Origin of the sequence: [Clostridium] ultunense DSM 10521, assembly GCF_000511955.1 — a bacterium.
Classification (GTDB): domain Bacteria; phylum Bacillota; class Clostridia; order Tissierellales; family Tepidimicrobiaceae; genus Schnuerera; species Schnuerera ultunensis.
The window spans coordinates 253,714-276,880 of record NZ_AZSU01000002.1; the positions used below are offsets into that span (position 1 = coordinate 253,714).

The following is a 23,167-nucleotide window of genomic DNA, read 5'->3' on the forward strand; positions in this document are numbered from 1 at the left end:
GCTCACAATATACGTCAAAGGAATATCGTGAAACAGTGGAATCAAAGCAATTTAAACTATCGTATAGTGCTAAAGGTTGTCCTTATGACAACGCCTGTATAGAAAGTTTTCATGCAATACTAAAAAAAGAATGCGTATATCTTAATACATTTATAGATCATAATCATGCTAAGTTAATATTATTTCAATATATAGAAGGATTTTATAATAGAAAAAGGATTCATTCATCAATCAACTACATGACTCCAGATGAATATGAGAATCTATGTAGAGTAGCATAGCTTGCTTTAGATTTTGAGCCTGAGGGGATGATAGCCACCCGTAGGGCTTGCCATTGATAAGCCAATAAATAAATGCTACAATATTCCACCACGAAGGCACAAAACATAGCTTGCTTTGAGTTTATCGCCTTCGGGTAGAAACCTAAAAGCATTTATGTTTGGATTGTCAATGGTGGCGGAGACCCACAAAAAAACCTAAATTTTTGTCCAAACTATTGACATAGATCCAAATAAAAAATGCTAAACGGTTAGTCATGCGGTGATAGCGAGGTAGAAAGTCATAAGACTCATAAAACCTCTTTCCACAAGAGCAAGCATACCTTCTTTTTCGAAGTACAAGATATGTGTGCTTAAATTGAAAAGGTAAATCCTTAATTGTCTGTTCTCTGTAGTCATGAATTTTAGAAGTTTTAGCACCACAAGCAGGGCAAGTATGCTCTTTTGGATCAGTTGTAATGTAGATTTTAACGAAAGAATCCTCATGCGATATTTTAGTTACTTTAACCCCTTTTAAATCTAATAATTGTGTGATAAAATTAGATTGCACTTGTGAATAAACCTCCTTTGTATGTTTTTTTAACCAATTAACATTTTAGCAGGTTTATTTCACGAGTGCATTTTATTTTTAGAAAAAATAAATGTTAGGGTAAATTATTTTCCACCCCAACATTTATTATAGAACCTTTATTCATCAATCTACTAAAACAACAGCCCATCTCATTCATAAAATTTAACCTTCACATTGTTTCTAGACACTCTATATACTAATACCAATCAGGTAACACAATTCAAAATCAGGAAGGTATAAATCAAAAGAAGCTACATAAGCAAACGATTATCTCATAACAGATGTAGATATATTAGCGTTTGTTGAAAATAATAACTATAAATTGGATCAAACGTGGGACTTAATTTAATCCTCCAAAGTCCAAAATACCTTGATTATATTGCTATTCTTATATAAAATGATAATTATAAATAAAGATTAGGAGGTTCTACTTTGGAAAGATCATTATTTAATAGAAAAGTTATTTTAATTTTTATTATAGGAATAATTATATTAGGTTTATTTATGATAAATAGGAATTCAATTGCATTAAATATAAACAATAAAAAACTATCTCCACCGTCCCTTGTAGCCCATGCAGGGGGAGCCATCTATGGTTTCAAATTAACCAATTCATTGGAGGCATTAGAGGAAAGCCATAAAAATGGATTTAAACTGATAGAAATGGATTTTGAATGGACATCAGATGGCAAGATAGTTGCTATCCATGATTGGGGACCAATGGTGAAAAGGCTATTTATGACAGAGGAAAGAGTTCTTAGCTTAGAAGAATTTAAAAACTCGGAAGTCTTTATGGATTTGACTTTATTGGAGTTTGATGAAGTAGTAGATTGGTTTGTATCAAAAGAGGATATGTATCTAGTTACAGATACAAAAGGAGATAATAAAAGGCTTTTAACATATATTTTTGAAAATCATAAAAAAGCACAGAATAGAATAATCCCTCAAGTATACTCTTTTGAAGAATATGAATTGGCAAAAAACATGGGCTTTAATAATATAATATTGACCTTATATAAGGCCGATTATACCGATGAAGATATAGTTGAATTTGCAAGGGAAAACGAAATTTTTGCCATAACCATGCCCTTAGATAGAGGGTCTTCTACTTTGCCTATGAGACTAAAGGAAATAGGAGTATTCACTTATGTCCATACTATAAATGAACTCTATGTATTTGAAGAACTATATGAAAAAGGAGTAGGAGGTATTTACACTGACTTTTTCCATGCCAACAAGTGGATAACAGAATAGATGGTACTAATTTACCATCTTATTGGTTTAAAATGGAAATGCGTAAAAACATTTGAAAATACCCCTTAGATGATGATACAATAATATGTAAGATGATAATTTTGGGAGGGATATTATGTTTAAAAATGGTAGGTTTAAGAAGGTATTAGTTATTTCAATAATACTAGTACTGGCTTTAAGTACTATTACAGTAGCTGCCAATGAGGTCTATCAGAAAAAACTTACAGCTACCTTCGGTAGAATTAAATTTAAAGTAGATGGTAAAGATGTTACTAAAGAAGTAGAGAGCAAATATGATACACCTGCTTTTATAGTCAACAGCCGTTCTTACGTTCCTGTAAGGGCTATTGCAGAGTTAATGGGTATGGATGTCAAATGGGACGGGGAAACCCACACAGCGGAGATTATAGACGTTAAATCAAAGGCATATGAAGATGAATTGGATAAGAAGGATAAGGAAATAGCCGAATTAAAAGAGGAAATTGAAAAATTAAAGAAAAATGTAGTAGATGAAACAGATCTTAAAGCTATACAAAAAAGATTAAATAGTGACTTTGGTACTTATAAAGATGTGGATTTTGACATAACCTTAAAGGAGAGTAATAATAGGATAGATGTAACTATAACAATGGACTTAACAAGTAGCAGGCAAGAAAGTTCTTGGAATAGGATAAACTACAATGATAGAAAAGCTATGGTAGAGGATATAACAGGTATTATATCATCAGAATTTACCAATGCAGATATTTATGGGTCAATATACGATAAATATTATAGAAAAGATGTCATTACATTTAATAAAAAGAAAGGAAGTAGTCTAAGCATCTCCTATAGTAGTAGGGGATCAGGATCCTATGATAACTATATAGATGATATAGTATATGATGAATTTTATAGCAATGGTATAGAAGATGCTTATCTATCAAAATTTAATGCGGATAAAAGGACCATTTATTTTGATATAGAGTTTTCCGATTACTATAAATCTGAATGGAGAAAGCTTAAAAAGAGAGATATAGAAAATATGATGGATAGGATATCTGATGAAATAATTCGTGAATATGACTACTATTATGATGATTATTACTATTATGAAGACAGAGATATAGATGCACGCATTTACATGGATGGTAAATTTCAAGGTGAATATTATAGGGATTACGACGAAAAGTATGGAACATTTGAAGATTAACAATATTAATGGATATTGCAATCTGGGACAGTTTTTACTGTCCCTTTTGTTATGCTTAAAATTTCTAATAACTACCAATTTAATAGATTATTAAAGAAAACATTGAAATACCAACAATATAACAAATTCGACAATATATGCCTTGCATAAATGTCGAATTTCTAAGATTAAGATGCTGTTAATTTGATATTAGGAGAAAAACCGAGGTAAATACGAATAAACACGAGAATATTGCATTTGATTACCATATATGAAGGATTTACAATCTTATTAGAAGTTAACCCTCTATTTTAATAAAAATTTTTAGGAGGTGGACTTTAGTAACAAACTATAGTATCTGAGGGTTTTTTATTATGCAGCAAAATGTTATAAAATTAACAAAAGAAAAGTCCAAGACAGACTAATAAGAAACAGATAAGGGGTTTTCTATTATTATGAATGTATAAGATAGAAAATTGCCTAGTTGATGGTGGAATTCAAGCAGAAGGAGAACCTACAGATTCTGGAGGTTTTGTTTGTAAAACCATCGAAAGGAGTTATAAATCAAAGTTTTGGGTGTCAAATCGTATTCATGACACTAGATTATATTGAGGAGGGTTTTTATGGCAAAGAAGAAGAAATTAGGATTACTTCCAAAACTATTGATTGGGATTGTATTAGGTGCAGCTATTGGGCTTTTTGCACCAGAGATAGTAGGAAGGATTGTCAAAACTTTTACAGGCATATTTGGTAATTATTTAGGTTTTATTGTACCTCTAATTATTATCGGTTTTGTTGTTCGTGGAATAGCAGATATTAGTAGTGGGGCTGGTAAACTTCTTAGTTTTTCGGTCTTTTTATCATATTTTTCCACAGTATTATGGGGCATTATAGCTTATTTTGTGTCCAAGGGCATATTACCAAAACTTATAAACTTTAGCACCCAGGTGGTTGAAGCTGACTTTAAAGAAAACGTTTTACTACCAATATTTGAAATAGATATGCCGCCTTTATTTAATATTACATCTAGTATAATAATTGCTTTTATACTAGGGGTAGGAATTTCAATTGTTAAGAATGAAACTATGTTTAATTTCTTTGATGGATTTCAAAATATTATAAGTATGGTTCTTGAAAAAACCATTATTCCATTTCTGCCTTTTTATATTGCAGGAATCTTCTTTGAGTTATCATATTCAGGTAGGATTACTCAAGTAGTTTCAGTTTATGGTAAAGTATTTGTTGCTGTAATAGTATTCCAGATATTTGCTAACCTAATGGAGTATCTAATTGCATCATTATATAGTGAGAGACGAATTACAGTAAAAGAATTTATAAAAAATCAAATACCTTCATATGTAACAGCTATTGGTACACAGTCTTCAGCTGCAACAATACCATTAACTCTTGAGACGGCTAAAGCAAATGGTGTAGCTAAGGAAATAAGGGATTTCTTCATACCTCTTACTGCTACAATCCATTTTCCTGGTAGCTCTATAGCTATAACAATGTTTGCTGTTGCGGTAATGATGGTAGACTCTATAACAATGCCATTTACTGTAATACTTGGTTTTATCCTTTTGATGAGTGTAACAATGGTAGCTGCTCCTGGTATTCCTGGAGGTGCTGTAATGGCAGCTTTAGCTTTATTAGAAGGCGTATTAGGATTTAATGAAACACAGTTAGCACTTATGATTGCACTTTATTTGACTCAAGATAGTTTTGGAACAGCAACTTCCGTTTGTGGTAATAGTTCTTTAGCAGTAATTGTAGATACAAAAGCACGTAAATTAAATTTATTATCAGACGATAAAGAGTAGATACTTTTTATTAGACTAAATATAATGGAGGAGATAGCATGAAGACAATTTCAGGAGACAAAGTTATTTATAAGTTTACACCAAATATGGAGCATATAGAATCAATATTACCCAATGAAGTAATTAAAGTTGAAACTAATGATTGTTTCTTCCAACAGATACAAAGGGAAGACCAAATAATGAAAGGGATCGATCATGATAGACTTAATCCAGCTACAGGCCCTATATATGTGGAGGGAGCAGAACCAGGAGATATATTACAAGTAAAGATTCTTAATATTGAGGTAGCGGAAAAAGGGGTTTCAGCTGTTGTAGTAGGTGAAGGTGCATTAGGAGATAAGGTAGGTAAATCTACTATTAGGGTATTTGATATTGAGGATGGTCATGCAATATTTGAAGGGGTTAAGATTCCTATTGATCCAATGATTGGAGTTATAGGAGTAGCATCAGCAGAAGAAGATGGAGAATGGCCAACAAATTCACCATGGAAACATGGTGGTAATATGGATACTACAGATGTTAGGGCAGGTTCAACACTATACTTCCCAGTTAATCAAAAAGGTGCTTTATTGGCATTAGGAGATTGTCATGCTGTTATGGGAGACGGTGAGATTTGCTTTACAGGATTAGAGATACCTGCAGAGGTTACACTTGAAGTCAAATTAATTAAGAACAAGACAATTGAGTGGCCTTTAATAGAAACAGATAAGTATACTATGGTGGTTGCTTCAGGTGATGATCTAGATGATGCCTTATATGCTGCCACTGATCAAGCAGTAAAGCTTTTAAAAGATAGTTTAGGATTGGAATGGGAAGATGCCTATATTTTAACCAGTATATCTGTAGACATGAAGATATCACAGGTTGTAAATCCAAAGAAAACCGTCAGAGCGGCTATCCCAAAAGATATTGTATCAACAGAAAGATTAATAAACAGATAGAGTACAAGTAAAGATTAAACAATATCGCCTTCCATAGAGCAGTAGGAAAAAGTTCCTACTGCTTTATTTTTTTACCTATTGATCTCCGGATTATCCGTTCTTCCCACTAGATAATCAATAGATACTTCAAAATAGTCAGCTAAGGCTACCAGTTTTTCTATGGTGGTAGTTCTTCTTCCGCGTTCAATATCGCTTATGGCAGTATAAGTAAGTCCAACCATTTCTCCTAACTCAGATTGTTTGATATTTCTTTGTTTGCGTAACAATCTTATGCGTTCAGCGAAAATTTTATTAGAAAACATATAAAAAACCCCTTGACTTTTCGCCAAACGCGAAATATAATATATAATGTAAGGATTCGCGAATGGCGAAATTATTTTATAAAAAGGCGGTGATAAGACAAAAACTTACCGATTAAACCAATCACCAAAATAGCTGTTCTATTCCTTTGAAACAGCTACCCAAATTTATAAGCACTAATTGCTTGATACGTTATCATAAAGTTTGCCCCAACAAACTTTATGATAACATTTTACCAAATTTTTTATATTAATACAACTGGATATTGCCGGAAGTAGTCACCATGATTAATGCATCAGTATTTTATACTGAAAAGAAAGGAGGGCAGAAAAGGTTAAATACTTTAAAATACTCAGTTATAGGGAGGTAAAGTAAGATGAATAATGAAAAAAAACTAGATGTGCAAATACCAGAAGCGACTATTAAAGGATATATTGCTCTCATTATAGCAATTCTAATTTTCTCAGGAATTTTTGAAAAGGCAACAGGTCCTATTCAAGTATTGGATTTTACAACTTTAATAGGCAAGTTTGGAACAATTGCAGAAAGTGGAAACTTTCGTGGTTCAGGTGGATCCGGGGCACGTGATGGTTTTCTATTTGCTTTCTCGTTAGCACCTACAACTATGGCTGCTCTAGGCATAGTTGAAGTTGTGGAATCTTTTGGAGGATTAGCTGCAGGTGCAAAACTATTAAATCCTATTATGCGACGTATAATGGGTATTCCTGGATTTACATCATTAGCATTGGTAGCTAGTTTGAGTAGTTCTGATGCAGGTGCTGCAATGACAAAAGATTTAGTGGATAATGGTCTAATTACAGAAGACGAAAGAGATATATTCGTTGGATTTCAGTTCCCAGGGTCTGCAACAATAACTAATTACTTTTCTTCAGGTTCAGCTTTATTCCCATATATTGTTACTAGTGTAGGCGTACCTCTTTTAGTGATATTTGTTCTTAAGATTTTAGCAGCAAATATAATTCGTATGTTGGTTAAACGTAGTAATTCTAAGATGAAAGGAGAGGTTGCTAATGTCTAAAGATACAGAAGTTAAGAAAACTGTTTTTGAAAACTTTATTATAGGAGCACGAAAAGGATGGGGAATATTTACCAAAAGTATGCTTCCTAGTATTCTTATGGCTTATGTATTAATTCAGATTCTTAATGTTACTGGCCTTATGGACTTAGTCGGTAAAATATTTACTCCTGTTATGGGCCTATTAGGCTTACCTGGAATAGCTATAGTAGCACTTATTTCAGGGTTCTTTAGTAAAGGAGGAGGTTGTGCTACTGCAGCCTTATTATATACGGAAGGTTCTATAACAGAGGTTCATGCTACTATGCTATTACCTGCCATAATCCTATTTGGTGGATTGTTAGGTCAATGGGTAAGGATAGTAGTTTTAGCAGGGGTACCTTCTAAAAGATATGGTTGGATGTTTGCAGCAGCGGCTATAAACTCGGTTTTAGCACTTTTAATTATGAGGTTAATTTTAGCCTTTGTTTCCTAAATTGAAGTAAGGCGAAAAACTGCCTGTTTTACAAGGGGGAAAAAACTTATGAGTAAAGAAATATTTAAAAAAGCAAATGAGATTAAGGATTATGTAACTCAGTTAAGAAGGCATATTCATAAATATCCCGAATTAGGATTTCAAGAATATGAAACTACTAAATTAATAAAAAAAGAACTAGAAAGTTATGGAGTAGAAGTACTTGCTTTGGACATACCTACTGGAGCTGTGGGTATATTAAAGGGCATGAAGGATGGTCCTGATACGGTAACTGCCATTAGAGCAGATATAGATGCTTTACCAATTGTTGAAAAAACAGGATTAGAATATGCTTCAGTTAATGAAGGGATAATGCATGCTTGTGGACATGATGGAAATACTGCTATATTGCTCGGTACTGCTAAATTGCTTAGTAGGATGACAGATCAGTTTTCTGGAACTGTGAAATTTATATTCCAACCTGCAGAAGAAACTTTAAAAGGAGCAAAAGCAATGATTGAGGCAGGAGCCCTAGAAAATCCAAAGGTAGATAGTATGGTGGCTCTTCATGCATGGGCATATTTGCCTGCAGGGGTAATTGGGAAATGGAAAGGTGCATACCATGCATCGGCTGATTCATTTTCAATAAAGATAATAGGGGAAAGTGGACATGGGTCACGACCACACGAACAAAGCGATTCTTTATTAACGGCTGCACATATTGTAGTTGGCCTACAAAACATTGTAAGTAGACAAATAAGTGCACTTGAAAGTGCGGTTCTATCAGTATGTACCTTTAATGGAGGAACTGCAGTTAATGTAATACCACAAAGTGTAAACCTTACTGGGACTGTAAGGACACATAGCAAAGAAATTAGAGAATCTATGCCAAATAAAATGGAAAAGATCATTAAAAATACAGCGGAAGCTTTTGGTTGTGAATATGAATTTATATATGATTGGGGAGTACCTAGAACGTTTTTTGATCCGGAGATAGTTGATATTTTTACTGAAGGAATAGTTGAAGCAGTAGGTGAAGATTATGTAACTGATTTGCCAGGACCACATATGGGATCTGAAGACTTTGCATTGTTCAATGAAAAAATACCTTTTTCTGCACTTTTTAGATTAGGAAATGCTAATCCTAATGGAGAGGTAATTCCAACTCATAGCGATATATTTAATTTTAATGATGATGCCATTCCCTATGGAATTACTGCCTTTACTCAATTTGTACTTAAAAAGCATAATTATTAATTCTTAAATTGTAGAAGGATCAATAAAGAATAAAGGTTAAGTACCAAAAAATTTATTAGGGAGTGATTAGATTGAAGAAAACCTTTGAATACGTAGACAAAAATTTTGATGGTATGATTAGTGAGTTACAGGAAATTTGTAGGCAACCTAGTATAGCTGCACAAAATATTGGTATGGAAGAGACGGCAGAAATGATTTTAAAGAAAATGCAAGAATTAGGTATGGATTCCAAACTTATACCATTAGAGGGAGGATTTCCAGTACTATATGGAGAGATAAAAGGAGAATCCGATAAAACAATACTATTCTATAACCATTATGATGTTCAACCTCCTGAGCCCTTAGACAAATGGACTTATGAGCCCTTTGGTGCAGAAATCCATAATGGGAAATTATATGCTAGAGGGGTTTCAGATAATAAAGGTGCCCTTTATTCAAGGTTACAGGCTATTGAATCTATTTTAAAAACTAGAGGAAAACTACCTGCAAATGTAAAGTTCTTAATTGAAGGGGAGGAAGAAATAGGTAGCCCAAATTTAGAAAAGTTCGTTTTAAATAATAAGGAATTATTAGAAGCGGATGCTTGTATTTGGGAAAACGCTTTTAAGGATGAAAATGGACATCCTATGGCCCGCCTTGGAAATAAGGGAATGTTATATTTAGAATTAAGGGCTAAAACAGGAAATACTGACTTTCATTCCAGAATGGCACCTGTAATTCCTAATGCGGCATGGAGGTTAGTATGGGCATTATCAACCTTAAAAAATACTAAGGATGAAGTATTAATTGAAGGTTTTTATGACAGAATTAGACCGGTTTCTGATGAAGAGTTAGAAGTATTAAAGGATATGCCTTCTCAAGAAGAAAAGCTGAAGGAACGTGCAGGAATAGGTGAGTTTATAAATGGAGTAACAAGTTTAGATTTTACCAATAGACTTTATAATGAACCAACCTGTACTATTTGTGGGATAGAGTCGGGATATACTAAAGAAGGTCAAAAAACAGTTTTACCATGCACTGCTATGGCTAAAATTGATTTCCGTCTAGTGGTAGATCAAGATCCCAGTGAGATTGTACAGCTACTAAGAAAACATTTAGATAAACATGGATTTGAAGATATAGAAATACATATTTTAAGTGAAGCAAAACCTGCCAAAACACCAGTTACAACACCTTTCGTAGATGTATTAAGAAAATCAGCAGCTATTGCTTATGATAAACCCCTTGTAATAGAGACAACATCAGCTGGAACAGGTCCACGTTATGTATTTAGTAGTTGGACAGATATGCCAATTGCTGCTATTGGGCCGGGATATCCAGGTTCTTTAAATCATGCACCAGATGAAAACATTCGAATTGAAGACTATAGAGAGGCTATAAAGCATGTAATTGCATTGCTACATTGTTTTAAGGAAATGTAAACTTGCAGAGCTAGTAAAGGGATGATTGCCTAACATCCCTTTTACTAGCATCTAATACAATGGATTGGAGGAATAAGTAAAATGGCTATAAAGTATAATGATTTTAATTCAAAGTTAGAGAACTATTTAGTTACACAGAAAGAGAGGTTAGTTTCAGATTGGCTTGATATAGTCAGAATACCTAGCATAAGTTCTACTGGAGATGGTGTAAGTTTATGTTGTGATACTATTGTGGAGAAGATGAGGAGTATTGGATTAGATGTAACTGTTTATCCAGTTAAGCCTTACCCTGCGATTTTTGCAAAGTATGGAGATGACCCAAAGAAAAAAACCGTCCTCATATATGCCCATTATGATGTTCAACCAGCGGATCCAATAGATGAATGGAAAACCCCTCCCTTTGAACCTACTATTATTGATGGAATAGTTTATGGTAGAGGAACATCGGACAATAAGGGACCTCTTATGGCACATTTGAAGGCAACTGAATTTTGGTTAAAAAATTATGGAGAATTACCAGTAAATATAAAGTTTATCTTTGAGGGATGTGAAGAAAACTCAAGTTTAGGATTGCCAGAATTTTTAAATGACAACAGAGAGTTATTACAAGCAGATTTAGTTTATTTCAGCGATGGGCCCAGGCATGAAAGTGGTCTTCCAACTGTTGCATTAGGTGCAAAAGGTATGTTATATTTGGAACTTACTTTGGAATCTTCAAAAAGAGATGCTCATTCCATGTATGCACCAATTTTACCTAATGCTGCATGGGAATTAATCGAGTTATTATATAAATTAAAGAATAATGGTGAAGTAAAAATACCAGGCTTTTATGATAATGTGCAAGAAATCAGTGAATTAGAAAGTGAATTTATGAGGAAATTACCTAATGTTGTTGACGAAATCATAGAAACTTTTGGTGTAGAACCTGTTATCCCACCAGAAAAAACCTATTATGAACAACTTCTCAATATGCCTACATTCAATATTTCAGGATTTACATCTGGATATACTGGGGAAGGAGGTAAAACCGTTCTCCCATCTACTGCTACTGCTAAGATAGATATTCGATTAGTTGCAAATCAAAGCTGTGATGAAATTTATGAAAAGCTAGTTAATTATATTGAAGAGCTAGGATATGACAATGTAGAAATAGTGAAAAAAGGCGGGGTAGAACCTTCCAAAACTCCTATAGAAACAAAATATTTACCTCTTATTGAAAAGGCTACTAGAGAAACTTTTGGAGAATATATTGTCTATCCTTGCAGACCATCTACTGCTCCTGATTATTTATGGACAAATATATTAGGATTACCTGCTATTCAGGTACGCTGGTGTGATGCGGATTCAGGTAATCATGCTCCTAATGAGAAATTAGCTATTGATACTTATATTAAAGGAATTGAGTGTACAAGCAGAGTAATAAGAATAATTGGGGAGGAAGGCTTATGCACTCCTCTATAAACGAACAAGTTGAAGGGAAGGGTTCTGTTTCACAGAAACCAAATAATGAAATATTTAAAAAAGTCGGCCTAATATTAGGGCCGACTGCAGCAATAATAATGTTTTTAATGCCTCAATTGCCAGGTTTGGCACCGGAAGGGAAGAGATTTTTGGGATTATTGTTATGGGTTGTTATATGGTGGGCTACTGGACCTGTTCATTATTCAGTAACTTCTTTAATACCTATCTTTGGAATGCCTTTACTTAAAATAATGAAGATAAAGGAAGAAGCAATTCTTGAAGTAGTAAACGGTGCTGTAAGTTTTAAAGATTTCTCACTAGCAACATCTACAATGTTGGAAACGGGGTCTAAAATTTCTATTTCTATGCCTGGTTCTACTATTGGACTTGCTGATCCTACAATAATATTTTTCTTAGGACTTCTAATACTATCCGGGGCTATGGTTGTTACAGGGTTGGATAAGCGGATGTCATACTGGATTATACATGCTATAGGTTATTCTGAAAAAAGACTTCTTTTAGGTGTGACTCTTTCTACAGCTTTAGTTTCCTCATTTATATCTAATACATCTGCAACTGCCATACATCTTCCAATTGCAAAGGCGCTAATAAAGCAACTTGGCGTAGAAGAGGATTCAAACTTTGCAAAGTCTGTGACTTTAACATGTTCTTATGCCTCTACACTAGGGGGAGGAAGCACTATAACAGGTAGGGCCTCCCTTCTCCTTATGGTTGGTATGGTTTCAAGTATAAGTGGAATAAAGATATCCTATTTTGATTGGATAAAGATTGCCTTTGTATTTTCATGGGGAATGGTATTTTTATCATATTGGTATCTTCAGAGGGTTTTCCCTTTGGAAAATACAATTCAAGAAGATGCTAAAGAAGTAATTGAAAGGGAGATTGAGGCTTTAGGACCTATGTCTATAAGAGAAAAAATGGTAGCTGTGTTTTTTATTTTAGCCATAATACTATTTATGACTGAAGGAGTATGGAGCAAGTTTTGGTTTATGGAGGCTTTGAAGGGATATTTAACAGTACAAGTAATTGCCCTTTTTGTACCATTTCTCCTATTTATAATACCTATAAATATAAAACCCTTAGAATTTACTATTACATGGAAGGAAATATCAAAGCATATAAATTGGGATGTAATACTTGTATTTTCAGCAGGCCTTACCATTGCAGCAGCTGTTATTAAGACAGGAGTGGCAGATTGGTCTGCAAGAGCATTAACATCCCTTAATATATCTCCTATTTTATATTTAATATTTATTATAATATTTGGTTCCTTCCTGACAGAGTTTATTTCAAACACTGCAAGCATGACCCTTATGCTTAGTGTTATTCTTCCACTTCATAAGAGTTTAGGGGTGGATCTTATAATATTAGTGAGCACTGTAGCTATGGCATCAGAGTTTGCATTTATGTTGCCGTCAGGGACTCCTGGAAATGCAATGATACTAGGGACAGGAGGTATCGATATACCCACAATGATAAAAGTAGGACTTCCGTTAAAATCCATGGCAATTGCTGCTTGGCTGGTTTGGAGTTTCGTTTTTATTATATAAAACGGGTAGATTTAGAATTAGGTTTAATAATATTGGAACTCTAAATTCTTCAAACTGAAGTTTTCCACTATATTTACAAAAGCCAAATGATAAGTATAATTAAGGAAGCTAGTTTTTAGCTAAATGCACCCCAAAAGTTAGGCAATAAATTGACCTGAACCCATTTAGGTTTACAGTCGAAATAATAAAAGCTATAGATGAGTAGGATTGAAAGAGATCCTACTTCTCTTATTTACTGGGGTACCCCAGTAAAATTTCTATGCAGCCATCATTCTATATTCTATTGGTGCAAATCCATCACATTTTTTCTGTGGTCTATCATTATTATAAAATTCTATATAATCTTCTATATCTTTTTCCAATTCTTCAAATGTATTGTATCCTTCTTTTTTAAATCTTAAATAATATCTTTCTGATTTTATCTTAACCCAAAATGATTCCATTGGACAAGTAGTAATCATTATATTTGCCAAGGTAATGATACGATTTGATACAAGTCCAGATCTTTTATCTCTAGTAGATTGTAAGGAAAGCTTGAAAATTATATTTTAAAGCGAGAAAAGAGCCATCTCTATATTATTTGAATTAATTATTTGGAGACAGCTTAAATATTCTTATGGTACTTACTATTTTATTATTGTTAGTACTAATTTTTATCGATTAATATCGATTAAAATGGTAGATAAATTTTTATAATGATTTAAATAATTGTTATTTATAAATGCACTATTAAGCCCCCTAACCTATTTGGACAGTTTGTTTTCAGGATTTTTTGTTTATCATAATAGGTGCTTCTAGGATAATCGAGTACTTTATACATAGTATCTATGTTATATGTATCAGAGTTATCTTTGATTATTTTAAATATGCTAAATAATGCCATTGAAGCTAAAAATTTTCTTAACGGAATTAAGATTCAAAACCAAGATACATAAGGGATCAATATAACTTAATATATAACATTTGTAAAGGTATAGAGAAAAAATTATAGAAGAATCGCTTGAGTATTGCATAGAAAGAGAAATATTCAGTGCTGTAAGTTTTAGAGATACAATTGAATTTTTAGGTGAAAATATAAGGAATTAGAGAACCAAAAATCAAAAGAAAAAGCTAGCATAAATACCCCTTCTATCCCTCAAAAATATAATATTAAAACCCAAGCAATATCGGCATTACACGAAGAAACTTCAGTCGTAATTACACCAAATAAAGGATTTGGAGACTGGAACGAGCTATTAGGACACCCAGTATTAACTGCAACTATATAGGACGGGCTTACCTAATAGTCGATATATCCCATATAGCTGGTTTTGTAGAAGATGACCCCCAATCCAAATCTAGTATCTTATGCTGAAGCCCTTGTAAATAGAATTGTTAAATGGTAATATTTAATTGTAGAGAATAGTCGGAATTTAACAAAACTATTAAAAGATAGGGTAAAGCTTTAATGCTAGCCCTTATAATAAAGCTCTTGGATTTTAGAGAGCATTCTTATAACTTAAGGAGGTATTGATATTATGAAAAGGACAACTATAGTGCTTGTGGTAATCCTGACTTTATTAGCTTTTACAGCAGGAGTAGTCAGCAGTCAAGGTGTAAACGAAATTATACAGGCAACCTTGGCAAGGGATATCTCATTTTCTCTAAATGGACAAGCCCATAAATTCAAAGATGAGAATGGAAGCACCCTATATCCCATACTTTATGAAGGCAGGACCTATTTGCCTGTGAGAGCAGTGTCAGAAACAGCTGGATTGGGAGTAGACTGGGATAATAAAACCAAGACCGTTATTCTAAATACTCATGGACAAGGGGAAGGAACAGACCCGATTACCGGGAAAACTGAAGATGGTAATAAGTCTGTTAATTTAGTCGATCGGGTAAACAGTCTAGGAAACGCTATAAAAACAGTAGAAAATAAATATGTACAATACATAAGTTATAATAAGGGATTAGTTGCAGATTCAGAATATACCTTATGGAGAATGAATATAGATACAACTAGTTATGATGAATTAGTACTAGAGATAGCCCATCTAGGAGGAAATCTAGTAGAAATTGAAATTTATGATAATAGTAGCGATATAAGGTTGGAGGCTCTATCGATTGAAAGTGCTGATTCTCTTAAAAAGATTTCCATTGATATATCTGATATAGATGAGCTTAGAGTAAATTGGCGGTGTACATTGGGAGAAAAGGCAGTTTTAGTTTTTGGAGGAGAGTTACGAAAGTAAGATGTTGATATAAGAGTGGTGTAAGTTATAGAACCAAATCTATTAAGATTTGGTTCTATAACTGTTATATTGCCGATAAAATTAGCAGAATATTTTGATATAATAATTTGAAACTAAAATATCCGCACTGCTAATCGCAATGCGGATAATGAGATGCCATTGTATCATTTATTATTTTAAATATATCATTTGAATAAACAAGCCTTGATCACATTGGACATTTGCTCACCTCCTGTTTCAGGGTCAATTTTATTTTGAACAATTCCTTTAAGAATTTGAAAAGAATTTATCTCAAGTTTATTAACATTAATGGCATCCCACAAATTGCGTCCGTATGCAGTTTGAATAATTTTAGGTAATTCTTCGTACCATCGATATTTGGATAAAATTTCGCTGTTTTGATAAACGTGATTATGTGGCGATATCCCTCCACACATAGTAAACAGTTCAGCTTGTCGGGGTGAACATACCCAACGGATATACTCTTTAGCTGCATCATGTTTTTTTGAACTGGCAAATATTGATAAAGTACCACCTGTTACATAAGATTTCCCTCCGGGAATTGGCATATAGCCAATCTTACCACCATGTATATTCTTTTCAAGGTGAATTATATTGGAAGAATAGTTTAAAAAAACAATTTCCATTGCCGTTTTACCGTGGATAAAATTATCCAAGGGGGCCCCAATCCATTGTTGGTTATATATCGGAAGTGCATAAAGTCCATAGTTGTACATATTTTCTATACATTTGTAGATCGCATTAGAATCAATATTATGCTTCGATGAAGATTTAGGTACGGGGTCTTGTGCATAATTTAAATAGCGAAGGATAAAGTTGGAACTCAATTCAGAATAAGAGTCCAAATTAACACTTGTGCCAGCCTGAACAGGGGATCTTGGATTCCAAGATTGATTAAAAAACTTTACAATCTCTACAAATTCATCATAGCTAGAAGGTACTATTAAAGATTTTCCAGTTTTCTCGTAAAACATTCGTTTAAGTAGATCATCTTCAAATAAATCTTTACGATAAATCAACATTTCGGTACCTACATCAAAAGGAACTGCTTGTTTACTACCCTGGATGTAGGAAAAATCATCAACAATAGATGGCATCATTCCTTCTGTGAGTTCTCGAAATTCAGAATCATTAAAAGTATAGAACAAGTTATTATTAAAAAGAGAAAGACAACTCATGCTATTACGAACTATATCAATTTTAGAAGAATTAGCAACATTAAGGGTTTCTAAATACATTTCTTGCGGCATTTTTTCAATATATTCTACATTGATTCCTGTTTCACGAGTAAATTTTGGAGTTATACGTTTTAATGCATCAGTAGATTGACCTTTGGTAATTAGTACGCGCAATGTTATGTTATTATTTTTTATATTTACCCGATATGGGGAAGAATATTTCTTCCGGAAACCTCGAGCTGGAATTATGGTTTCGCATACTTCTTTTGCACCATCATTAGAGGATTGTAAAGCTTCAATCATGTTTTTAGCAGCAGAAACTCCAATTTGAAGGTAGTCAAGGTAATAACGAGAGACATTTGGTTCCTCGGTTATAATAGAGTCTTTGTATAAAGTAATAATAGGTGGGCAGGGCTTAGAGGATCCAGCTGAGGCGGCAAGTTGAATTTGTGGTAAAAACTTTTCATTGGTCAAAACCAAAACATCTGGTATATTATGATCTTTAAAAAAATCAAATGATGCAATTAACACAGTCATCCAATCAGCTTCTACAAAATGTATATATGGGGGTTTAGCTGAAGAATTATTTATAATAGTGCTCAATCCATTTGCAAAATCAAAATTATTTGAATAATATTTAGGTCCACTAAGAACACCTATATGATTATATTGTTGCTTTAATACATGTAGACCAATTTGCTTGCCTATTTCAAAAAAGTCAAATCCAACAAAGCGAGTTGTACCTTCTACTTTACGATATGCGTGTACAATTTTTCCACCACTAGCTAAAATGGGATTATATATGTCGGGCTGCGTTATGCAACAGGTAATTGTAATAACACCAGAAGTGCGAAGCGCAGCAGCATGATTAACACTTTGTTTTTCTTTATATGGCGAATTGTTGGTTATAAATAGAAGGACGTTATAGCCGTTTTCTTCCAATACCCTTTTTGCACTATTGAAAAAGGAAATATAGATATCGTCTTCAATATTTGGCAATATAATTGCAATACTAGATGTAAGCTTAGCATCTTTGCGCAGTTGTTTCGCTTGTGCATTAGAAACATACCCCAGCTTTTTAGCTACTTCCTGCACTAAAAGAATTTTTTCTATGTTACAAGATTACGTGGTGAAGTTTCAGACCCAATTGAGCCACCTGCAAGATGTCGTTTTGCTCCGCGTTGCAATTATCGTACAGATAAATGTTTAAGTGGTAATCCGCAACTTATTAATATGGGTAATAGTCATTATGTTGCCTGTACATTGTATAATGAAAATGAACAAGCTTAATATTCCCTCAACTATAATAATGATTTTGACAATCTTAGTATATGTTTTATCTATGCTTATAGAATACTTTAAACAAGGGAGAGAGGAGAGATACTGTGTTTATAAATGAAATGACAGAAGATCAAAAATGGGAATTGATTGGACGAATTGAAGAACAGTGGCGAGCAACAGATGATCCTGAATTCAAAGCTATGGTTTTAGCATGTAATCAAGATGTGTCCGAAAAAGCAAAGTTGCTACATAAGGAATCTATCATTATTGATGCTTGTACCTTTAATGTGGTACGTTATGGTTGGCGGCTGCAAGAGGCAAAGGCGACTGCTCTAAACTGTACAGTTCCCGGGGTATTTGATGGTCCTGGTGAAGCATTTAAGGCTATAGTAGGATATTATGGTGTTGTTAATTCAGATGATAGATTTCGGTTGATTCTTAGTACAGATGATATATATAGAGCTAAAAAACAAGGACAAACAGGTCTGATAATAGGTGCACAAAGTTGTGGATTTGTACAAAGCTTAGAAATGGAGCCTTATATACAGGCCTTTAAACGTATGGGGCTGCGTATTATGCAAATTGGATACAATTTTCGTACCTTTGCTGCAGATGGGTGTTATAGTCCAGCTAATGCAGGGCTTTCGGATACTGGGATGGAATTGATTAAGCTTATGGAACAGTACGGCATTACTGTTGACTTGAGCCATGCTGGTGAACGATCTACATTAGAATCGTTAGATATGGCAACAAAACCTCAGATATTTTCACATTCGAATCCTAAAAGATTGTTTGATCATCCGCGTAATATTACGGATGAGCAAGCTAAAAAATGTGCGTCTACAGATGGTGTTGTGGGCGTAACTGCCTATAATGTTATGCTGTGGGATGGAAAGACATTTCCAACAATTGAAACTTTTCTAGATTGTGTAGAATATTTTTGTGATTTGATTGGTGTAGATCATGTAGGTATAGGATTAGATACAACAGCAACAGAGGGGTGCTATCCTAAAGATGAGTTAATGTACTTTAATAAACTAGTGCGTAAGGTATCTGGAGAGAAGTCTGTGACTTATCAGGCACTTATGCAAAATAGAAAACCGCCTCTTGGAAATGCCGTAGAAGGTCTTATGTGTTTAGCAAATTGGGTTAATCTTATTGAACATATGTTAAAACGAGGTTTTTCTGAAGAAGAAATAAAAAAACTTATTGGCGAAAATTGGTTAAGGGTGTTTGAAAAGACATGGAAGCCTTTAAATTTAGAAGAAGAAAGATATTAATATAAATATTATGAGCATAAAATAAGATTTTATATATAAGATTCAACAATATATTCTATGCAATATAAGAATTGGTATGTAATGTTATAGAATATGCTAAAAATAAAAGTCCAGTAATATGTTATCTAAATATTACTGGATTTTTATTTTATGAATTATCAATAAAAATGAAGAGATATATATGTAGGCATTAAACAGTCTCTACTTTTTAAAGATGAAGACCATATATCATATTATTCTTTGTTATTGATTTTATTCTCTGATGGAAACAGTTGGTTTGGACGATAGATATATAAATGCATATCCATATGAGTTAGATGGAGGGGGAAGACAGAGAATAGGGATTGCAAGAGCAATTGCTATGAATCCTAAGTTTATTGTATGTGATGAATCCGTATCTGCCTTAGATGTAAGTATACAGGCTCAAATATTAAATTTACTAATGGACCTTCAGGATGAATTTAATTTGGCCTATGTGTTTATAACACATGATTTATCGGTGGTTAAACATATTTCTGATGAGATAATTGTGTTGTATCTTGGTCAATATGTAGAGAGGACACCAGCTAAGGAACTTTTTCAAAGACCAATCCACCCTTATACGGGGATACTCTTATCTTCAATTCCAGTACCCGACCTTAAAAGCAAGATGTTGGATAGTGGTCTAGTAAAAGGAGAAGTTACAAGTCCAATAGATCCAAAACCTGGTTGTAGATTTGCACAAGGAGGGAAATGCTTATGGGTTCACCATTATTTGAAGAATGGGCAAAAGAGAGAATCTAGTAAAAATTGAAATTTATGATAATAGTAGCAATATAAGGTTAGAGGCTCTAATATAAGGTTAGAGACTCTATCGATTGAAAGTGCTGATTCTATTGAAAAGATTTCTATTAATATATCTGGTATAGATGAGGTTAAAGTAAATTGGCAGTGTACATTGGGAGAAAAGGCAGCCTTAGTTTTCGGAGGTGATTTACGGAAGTAAGATGTTGAAATAAGGGCAGTTTAAGTTATAGAACCAATTCTATTAAGATTTGGTTCTATAATTGTTATATTACCGATAAAATTAGCAGAGTATTTTGATATAATAATTTGAAATTAAAATAGTTGTGGATGTAGAGGATACAAAATAAAATATATTATTATATAATGATTAGTTCAAACTATGGAGTGTTAAATACGGATAAGCTTATGATGTTAAAAGCACTTAATGGAAACACATTATTAGGAACAAATCATGAAAAGCATTTTACTTTAATGATTATCCAGAACTATTCAATTTTCTAAAAACAGAAGCAATGCATTATGTTAAAAAGAAATATGATCCGGACCTTTCTAATGAAGATCTTGAACAGCCGGAGTCCGTTATAGAGAAGGCTATTTTTAATAAGCAGTATATTTTTAATGAGAACTTTGAGGTAACTGATGCCCGGTATGAATTAGCTAAGTTAGCGGACGATGAAAAGTTATTATATGAAAAAAGAGGCTTTGAGATTCGTTCAAATATGATTAGTAAGGCCTGCGGGGATATTGATAAATCTATGTTAAAGCTACAAAAGAGGGTTGCTAGGGAACCTTATATTTGGGTAATGGCAAGTTATAAACAAAAAAACTGCAAAAGCTCAATTCCAACAAGTTCCAAAAAAATACATAGTAATATATAAGGTATAAAGATATATAAGAGTTAAGGATACTAGATGCAGTCTGTATATACCAAGGTTATATCAAATCGATTCCAAGAAAACCCAGTATACATAAATGCAATTTCTAAAGAGGTTTTTCCTATGCCTGAAAAGTTCATTTTGTTTGAAATATATGATATTTAATAGTATATTATCATTGTACCGTTGTTTTTTAAAAATAGTCAAAAATTAACCTGATAGGTTAATAAAAAATTGACTTTGGGGGAATGATAATATATAATGAAAGTAGAATATAGGACAAAAAAACTTAAAAAACAATGTGAGGATCCTAAAGTTGCTCAAAAGGATTATGGATCAAACATTGGAAATAAGCTAACCCAAAGAGTTGGAGAATTGATTGCAGCAACTAGTTTATTGGATATTAAGCATATTCCATCAGCAGGATTGCATAGACTAAAAGGAACAAGAGCTGATGAATATGCAGTAAATTTAGCACATCCATATAGACTAGTTTTTACGCCTATATTACAAGAAGGCGGAGATATAAATGAATTAGAAAGTATTAATATTGTAAGGATTGAGGAGGTGACGGATTACCATGGTAAACAAAAAAGATAATAATGATTTTATGCCTACTGTAGCAATTCCACCAGGAGAGACTATCAGGGAAAATATGGAGTATTTAGGAATGAATCAAAAAGAATTAGCAGCTAGGCTAGATATAACTCCAAAACATTTAAGTAATATCATTAATGGTAATGCTCCCATCACCTATGATACAGCCTTGAAGTTAGAATTGGTTATAGGGCCTAGTGCACAATTTTGGATGAATCTAGAAACTAATTATCAGTTAAATAAAGCTAGATTAGAGAAACAAAAAAGATTATATATAGATTTAGAAATATTAAAAGAGATACCATATAAAGAAATGAGTGAATTTGGCTGGGTAAAAGAAACAAATGATAGAATAGAAAGAGTATTTAATTGTAGAGAATTTTTTGGTGTTGCTGAGTTGTCTTCAATAAAGCCTTCATATGCCGTAGCTTTTAGAACACATAAACAGGTAAGGGAAATATCTGATTTTGGAGTATTGGCATGGCTTAGAAGGGCAGAGTTAAAAGGTTTAAATGTGGAAGTGAAGAAATTTAATAAAAGAAAGTTAAAAAGCCTTATTCCTACTTTTAGAGAGTTAACACTGAAAGAACCAGCAGAATTTTATCCGGAAATGAAAAGGTTATGTGCTGAATGTGGTGTAGCTTTAGTCCTGGTGCCATATCTTCCAAAAACCTATATTTGTGGTGCAACCATATGGAGAAATAATAAAGCGATACTTTCACTGAGCGTAAGAGGAAAGCGAGCAGATGTGTTTTGGTTTACATTTTTCCATGAATTAGCTCATTTAATTAATCATTCTAGCAATGAATTTCATATTAGTTTTGATAATGAAGATGGAGAAGATGAGGCGGATCACCTAGCTAGTAATTATCTAATTTCAGAAAAACAGTATAAAAATTTCATTGAAGAATATGATTATACTGATAAAATACAGATAATAAATTACTCTCATGAGATAGGCATATCCCCATGTATACTTTTAGGAAGACTGCAGCATGACAAACTAATAGGATATCAATATTACAATGATTTAAAGCCATCTTTTGAAATAGTAAGAAGCTAGTTATATCAACAGTACAAAGCTCAATAATCCATTCCCTACGTCAAACTTCTCCTTTGCAGTTTTTACAATTACTCATCCTTTTTCCTACCAAAGAAACTCAGTGAAGAAAATAATTTCTACAACCAGTTCCCATATTTCATCCTAAAACACCTTACTTTCCCAACGAAACTGTTCTAACATTAAATATATATCATAATAATGATACCAATATAATATTATCTATATAAAAGAGCCTAGGAGGTATTTAAATCTTCTAGGCTTTATAGCTGAGGACATTGCAGCTATTGTATTCCAGGGTAGCAGCTTGTTAGATATTA

The 23,167-nt window shown here is 33.2% G+C and carries 22 protein-coding genes and 1 pseudogene; 19 read left to right on the forward strand and 4 right to left on the reverse strand.

Going from position 1 to position 23,167, the window contains the following annotated elements:
- Positions 1-281 (forward strand): integrase core domain-containing protein (locus tag CUL_RS16620; protein ID WP_035142800.1); only part of this gene is annotated, 281 nt, incomplete at its 5' end.
- Between the two features lie 166 nt (positions 282-447).
- Here the strand turns inward: CUL_RS16620 and CUL_RS0104045 are convergent.
- Complete coding sequence (locus tag CUL_RS0104045; RefSeq protein WP_025640574.1) at positions 448-828, reverse strand: transposase family protein; 381 nt, start codon at positions 826-828, stop codon at positions 448-450.
- Positions 829-1,281: 453 nt separating this feature from the next.
- On the opposite strand from CUL_RS0104045, the gene CUL_RS0104050 reads away from it, so the two are divergent.
- The 4 genes from CUL_RS0104050 to CUL_RS0104070 all read left to right on the forward strand — a co-directional run bounded on the left by CUL_RS0104050 (position 1,282) and on the right by CUL_RS0104070 (position 6,035).
- Positions 1,282-2,103: a glycerophosphodiester phosphodiesterase family protein gene (locus tag CUL_RS0104050; RefSeq protein WP_025640575.1), complete on the forward strand. Its 822-nt coding sequence runs from the start codon at positions 1,282-1,284 to the stop codon at positions 2,101-2,103.
- 115 nt (positions 2,104-2,218) lie between these two features.
- The gene (locus tag CUL_RS0104055; protein WP_025640576.1) at positions 2,219-3,295 is read left to right on the forward strand and encodes a stalk domain-containing protein; all 1,077 of its coding nucleotides are present in this window, start codon (positions 2,219-2,221) and stop codon (positions 3,293-3,295) included.
- Between the two features lie 602 nt (positions 3,296-3,897).
- On the forward strand, positions 3,898-5,094 hold the full coding sequence (locus tag CUL_RS0104065; protein ID WP_025640577.1) for a dicarboxylate/amino acid:cation symporter: 1,197 nt from the start codon (positions 3,898-3,900) through the stop codon (positions 5,092-5,094).
- Between the two features lie 38 nt (positions 5,095-5,132).
- Positions 5,133-6,035 (forward strand): acetamidase/formamidase family protein, encoded by a 903-nt coding sequence (locus tag CUL_RS0104070; protein WP_025640578.1) that lies wholly within the window; start codon positions 5,133-5,135, stop codon positions 6,033-6,035.
- A gap of 71 nt (positions 6,036-6,106) precedes the next feature.
- Here CUL_RS0104070 and CUL_RS0104075 read toward each other — a convergent pair whose 3' ends face one another.
- Positions 6,107-6,337: a helix-turn-helix domain-containing protein gene (locus tag CUL_RS0104075; protein ID WP_025640579.1), complete on the reverse strand. Its 231-nt coding sequence runs from the start codon at positions 6,335-6,337 to the stop codon at positions 6,107-6,109.
- Between the two features lie 374 nt (positions 6,338-6,711).
- On the opposite strand from CUL_RS0104075, the gene CUL_RS0104085 reads away from it, so the two are divergent.
- The 6 genes from CUL_RS0104085 (at position 6,712) to CUL_RS0104110 (ending at position 13,535) form a co-directional block, all read left to right on the forward strand.
- Positions 6,712-7,374 carry a nucleoside recognition domain-containing protein gene (locus CUL_RS0104085; protein ID WP_025640580.1) on the forward strand — a complete coding sequence of 221 codons (663 nt, stop codon included), beginning with the start codon at positions 6,712-6,714 and terminating at the stop codon, positions 7,372-7,374.
- Positions 7,367-7,846 carry a nucleoside recognition domain-containing protein gene (locus CUL_RS0104090; RefSeq protein ID WP_025640581.1) on the forward strand — a complete coding sequence of 160 codons (480 nt, stop codon included), beginning with the start codon at positions 7,367-7,369 and terminating at the stop codon, positions 7,844-7,846. Before CUL_RS0104085 ends, CUL_RS0104090 begins: the two co-directional genes overlap by 8 nt.
- A gap of 48 nt (positions 7,847-7,894) precedes the next feature.
- The gene (locus tag CUL_RS0104095) at positions 7,895-9,082 is read left to right on the forward strand and encodes a M20 metallopeptidase family protein (RefSeq protein ID WP_025640582.1); all 1,188 of its coding nucleotides are present in this window, start codon (positions 7,895-7,897) and stop codon (positions 9,080-9,082) included.
- A gap of 71 nt (positions 9,083-9,153) precedes the next feature.
- A complete protein-coding gene (locus CUL_RS0104100; RefSeq protein WP_025640583.1) occupies positions 9,154-10,503 on the forward strand; it encodes a M20/M25/M40 family metallo-hydrolase in 1,350 nt (449 codons plus the stop codon).
- Between the two features lie 81 nt (positions 10,504-10,584).
- A complete protein-coding gene (locus CUL_RS0104105) occupies positions 10,585-11,964 on the forward strand; it encodes a M20/M25/M40 family metallo-hydrolase (protein ID WP_025640584.1) in 1,380 nt (459 codons plus the stop codon).
- The gene (locus CUL_RS0104110) at positions 11,949-13,535 is read left to right on the forward strand and encodes an SLC13 family permease (protein WP_025640585.1); all 1,587 of its coding nucleotides are present in this window, start codon (positions 11,949-11,951) and stop codon (positions 13,533-13,535) included. Before CUL_RS0104105 ends, CUL_RS0104110 begins: the two co-directional genes overlap by 16 nt.
- A gap of 257 nt (positions 13,536-13,792) precedes the next feature.
- Here CUL_RS0104110 and CUL_RS0104115 read toward each other — a convergent pair whose 3' ends face one another.
- Positions 13,793-13,996, reverse strand: coding sequence for an IS3 family transposase (locus CUL_RS0104115; RefSeq protein ID WP_025640586.1), 204 nt, complete (start codon positions 13,994-13,996; stop codon positions 13,793-13,795).
- A gap of 702 nt (positions 13,997-14,698) precedes the next feature.
- On the opposite strand from CUL_RS0104115, the gene CUL_RS20120 reads away from it, so the two are divergent.
- A complete protein-coding gene (locus CUL_RS20120) occupies positions 14,699-14,803 on the forward strand; it encodes an ATP-binding protein (RefSeq protein WP_408065618.1) in 105 nt (34 codons plus the stop codon).
- A gap of 249 nt (positions 14,804-15,052) precedes the next feature.
- A complete protein-coding gene (locus CUL_RS17890) occupies positions 15,053-15,769 on the forward strand; it encodes a stalk domain-containing protein (RefSeq protein ID WP_025640587.1) in 717 nt (238 codons plus the stop codon).
- A gap of 185 nt (positions 15,770-15,954) precedes the next feature.
- On the opposite strand, the gene CUL_RS0104125 is transcribed toward CUL_RS17890, so the two are convergent.
- Positions 15,955-18,063 carry an extracellular solute-binding protein gene (locus CUL_RS0104125; RefSeq protein WP_025640588.1) on the reverse strand — a complete coding sequence of 703 codons (2,109 nt, stop codon included), beginning with the start codon at positions 18,061-18,063 and terminating at the stop codon, positions 15,955-15,957.
- Positions 18,064-18,096: 33 nt separating this feature from the next.
- Between CUL_RS0104125 and CUL_RS20125 the strand changes: the two are divergent.
- From CUL_RS20125 to CUL_RS0104150, 6 genes and pseudogenes are all read left to right on the forward strand, one after another.
- Positions 18,097-18,258: pseudogene (locus CUL_RS20125) on the forward strand (oligopeptide/dipeptide ABC transporter ATP-binding protein); the annotation flags it as partial.
- 95 nt (positions 18,259-18,353) lie between these two features.
- Positions 18,354-19,529, forward strand: a complete 1,176-nt coding sequence (locus CUL_RS0104130; RefSeq protein ID WP_005585293.1) for a dipeptidase — start codon at positions 18,354-18,356, stop codon at positions 19,527-19,529.
- 262 nt (positions 19,530-19,791) lie between these two features.
- Entirely contained in the window at positions 19,792-20,322 is a 531-nt protein-coding gene (locus tag CUL_RS0104135; RefSeq protein ID WP_025640589.1) for an oligopeptide/dipeptide ABC transporter ATP-binding protein, read from the forward strand.
- A 505-nt stretch (positions 20,323-20,827) separates the two neighbouring features.
- Entirely contained in the window at positions 20,828-21,193 is a 366-nt protein-coding gene (locus CUL_RS0104140; protein WP_025640590.1) for a hypothetical protein, read from the forward strand.
- Between the two features lie 258 nt (positions 21,194-21,451).
- Positions 21,452-21,790 (forward strand): type II toxin-antitoxin system RelE/ParE family toxin, encoded by a 339-nt coding sequence (locus CUL_RS0104145; RefSeq protein WP_005585290.1) that lies wholly within the window; start codon positions 21,452-21,454, stop codon positions 21,788-21,790.
- Entirely contained in the window at positions 21,771-22,850 is a 1,080-nt protein-coding gene (locus tag CUL_RS0104150; RefSeq protein WP_005585289.1) for a HigA family addiction module antitoxin, read from the forward strand. The genes CUL_RS0104145 and CUL_RS0104150 overlap by 20 nt, the downstream gene beginning before the upstream one ends.
- Positions 22,851-23,167: the final 317 nt, after the last annotated feature.

Bases quoted from the DNA above. Each gene is read 5' to 3' on its own strand.
- CUL_RS0104055 (WP_025640576.1), top strand. From the start codon at position 2,219: ATGTTTAAAAATGGTAGGTTTAAGAAGGTATTAGTTATTTCAATAATA.
- CUL_RS0104065 (WP_025640577.1), top strand. From the start codon at position 3,898: ATGGCAAAGAAGAAGAAATTAGGATTACTTCCAAAACTATTGATTGGG.
- CUL_RS0104070 (WP_025640578.1), top strand. From the start codon at position 5,133: ATGAAGACAATTTCAGGAGACAAAGTTATTTATAAGTTTACACCAAAT.
- CUL_RS0104075 (WP_025640579.1), bottom strand. From the start codon at position 6,337: ATGTTTTCTAATAAAATTTTCGCTGAACGCATAAGATTGTTACGCAAA.
- CUL_RS0104085 (WP_025640580.1), top strand. From the start codon at position 6,712: ATGAATAATGAAAAAAAACTAGATGTGCAAATACCAGAAGCGACTATT.
- CUL_RS0104090 (WP_025640581.1), top strand. From the start codon at position 7,367: ATGTCTAAAGATACAGAAGTTAAGAAAACTGTTTTTGAAAACTTTATT.
- CUL_RS0104095 (WP_025640582.1), top strand. From the start codon at position 7,895: ATGAGTAAAGAAATATTTAAAAAAGCAAATGAGATTAAGGATTATGTA.
- CUL_RS0104105 (WP_025640584.1), top strand. From the start codon at position 10,585: ATGGCTATAAAGTATAATGATTTTAATTCAAAGTTAGAGAACTATTTA.
- CUL_RS0104110 (WP_025640585.1), top strand. From the start codon at position 11,949: ATGCACTCCTCTATAAACGAACAAGTTGAAGGGAAGGGTTCTGTTTCA.
- CUL_RS0104115 (WP_025640586.1), bottom strand. From the start codon at position 13,996: ATGATTACTACTTGTCCAATGGAATCATTTTGGGTTAAGATAAAATCA.
- CUL_RS17890 (WP_025640587.1), top strand. From the start codon at position 15,053: ATGAAAAGGACAACTATAGTGCTTGTGGTAATCCTGACTTTATTAGCT.
- CUL_RS0104135 (WP_025640589.1), top strand. From the start codon at position 19,792: ATGGAAACAGTTGGTTTGGACGATAGATATATAAATGCATATCCATAT.
- CUL_RS0104140 (WP_025640590.1), top strand. From the start codon at position 20,828: ATGCATTATGTTAAAAAGAAATATGATCCGGACCTTTCTAATGAAGAT.
- CUL_RS0104145 (WP_005585290.1), top strand. From the start codon at position 21,452: ATGAAAGTAGAATATAGGACAAAAAAACTTAAAAAACAATGTGAGGAT.
- CUL_RS0104150 (WP_005585289.1), top strand. From the start codon at position 21,771: ATGGTAAACAAAAAAGATAATAATGATTTTATGCCTACTGTAGCAATT.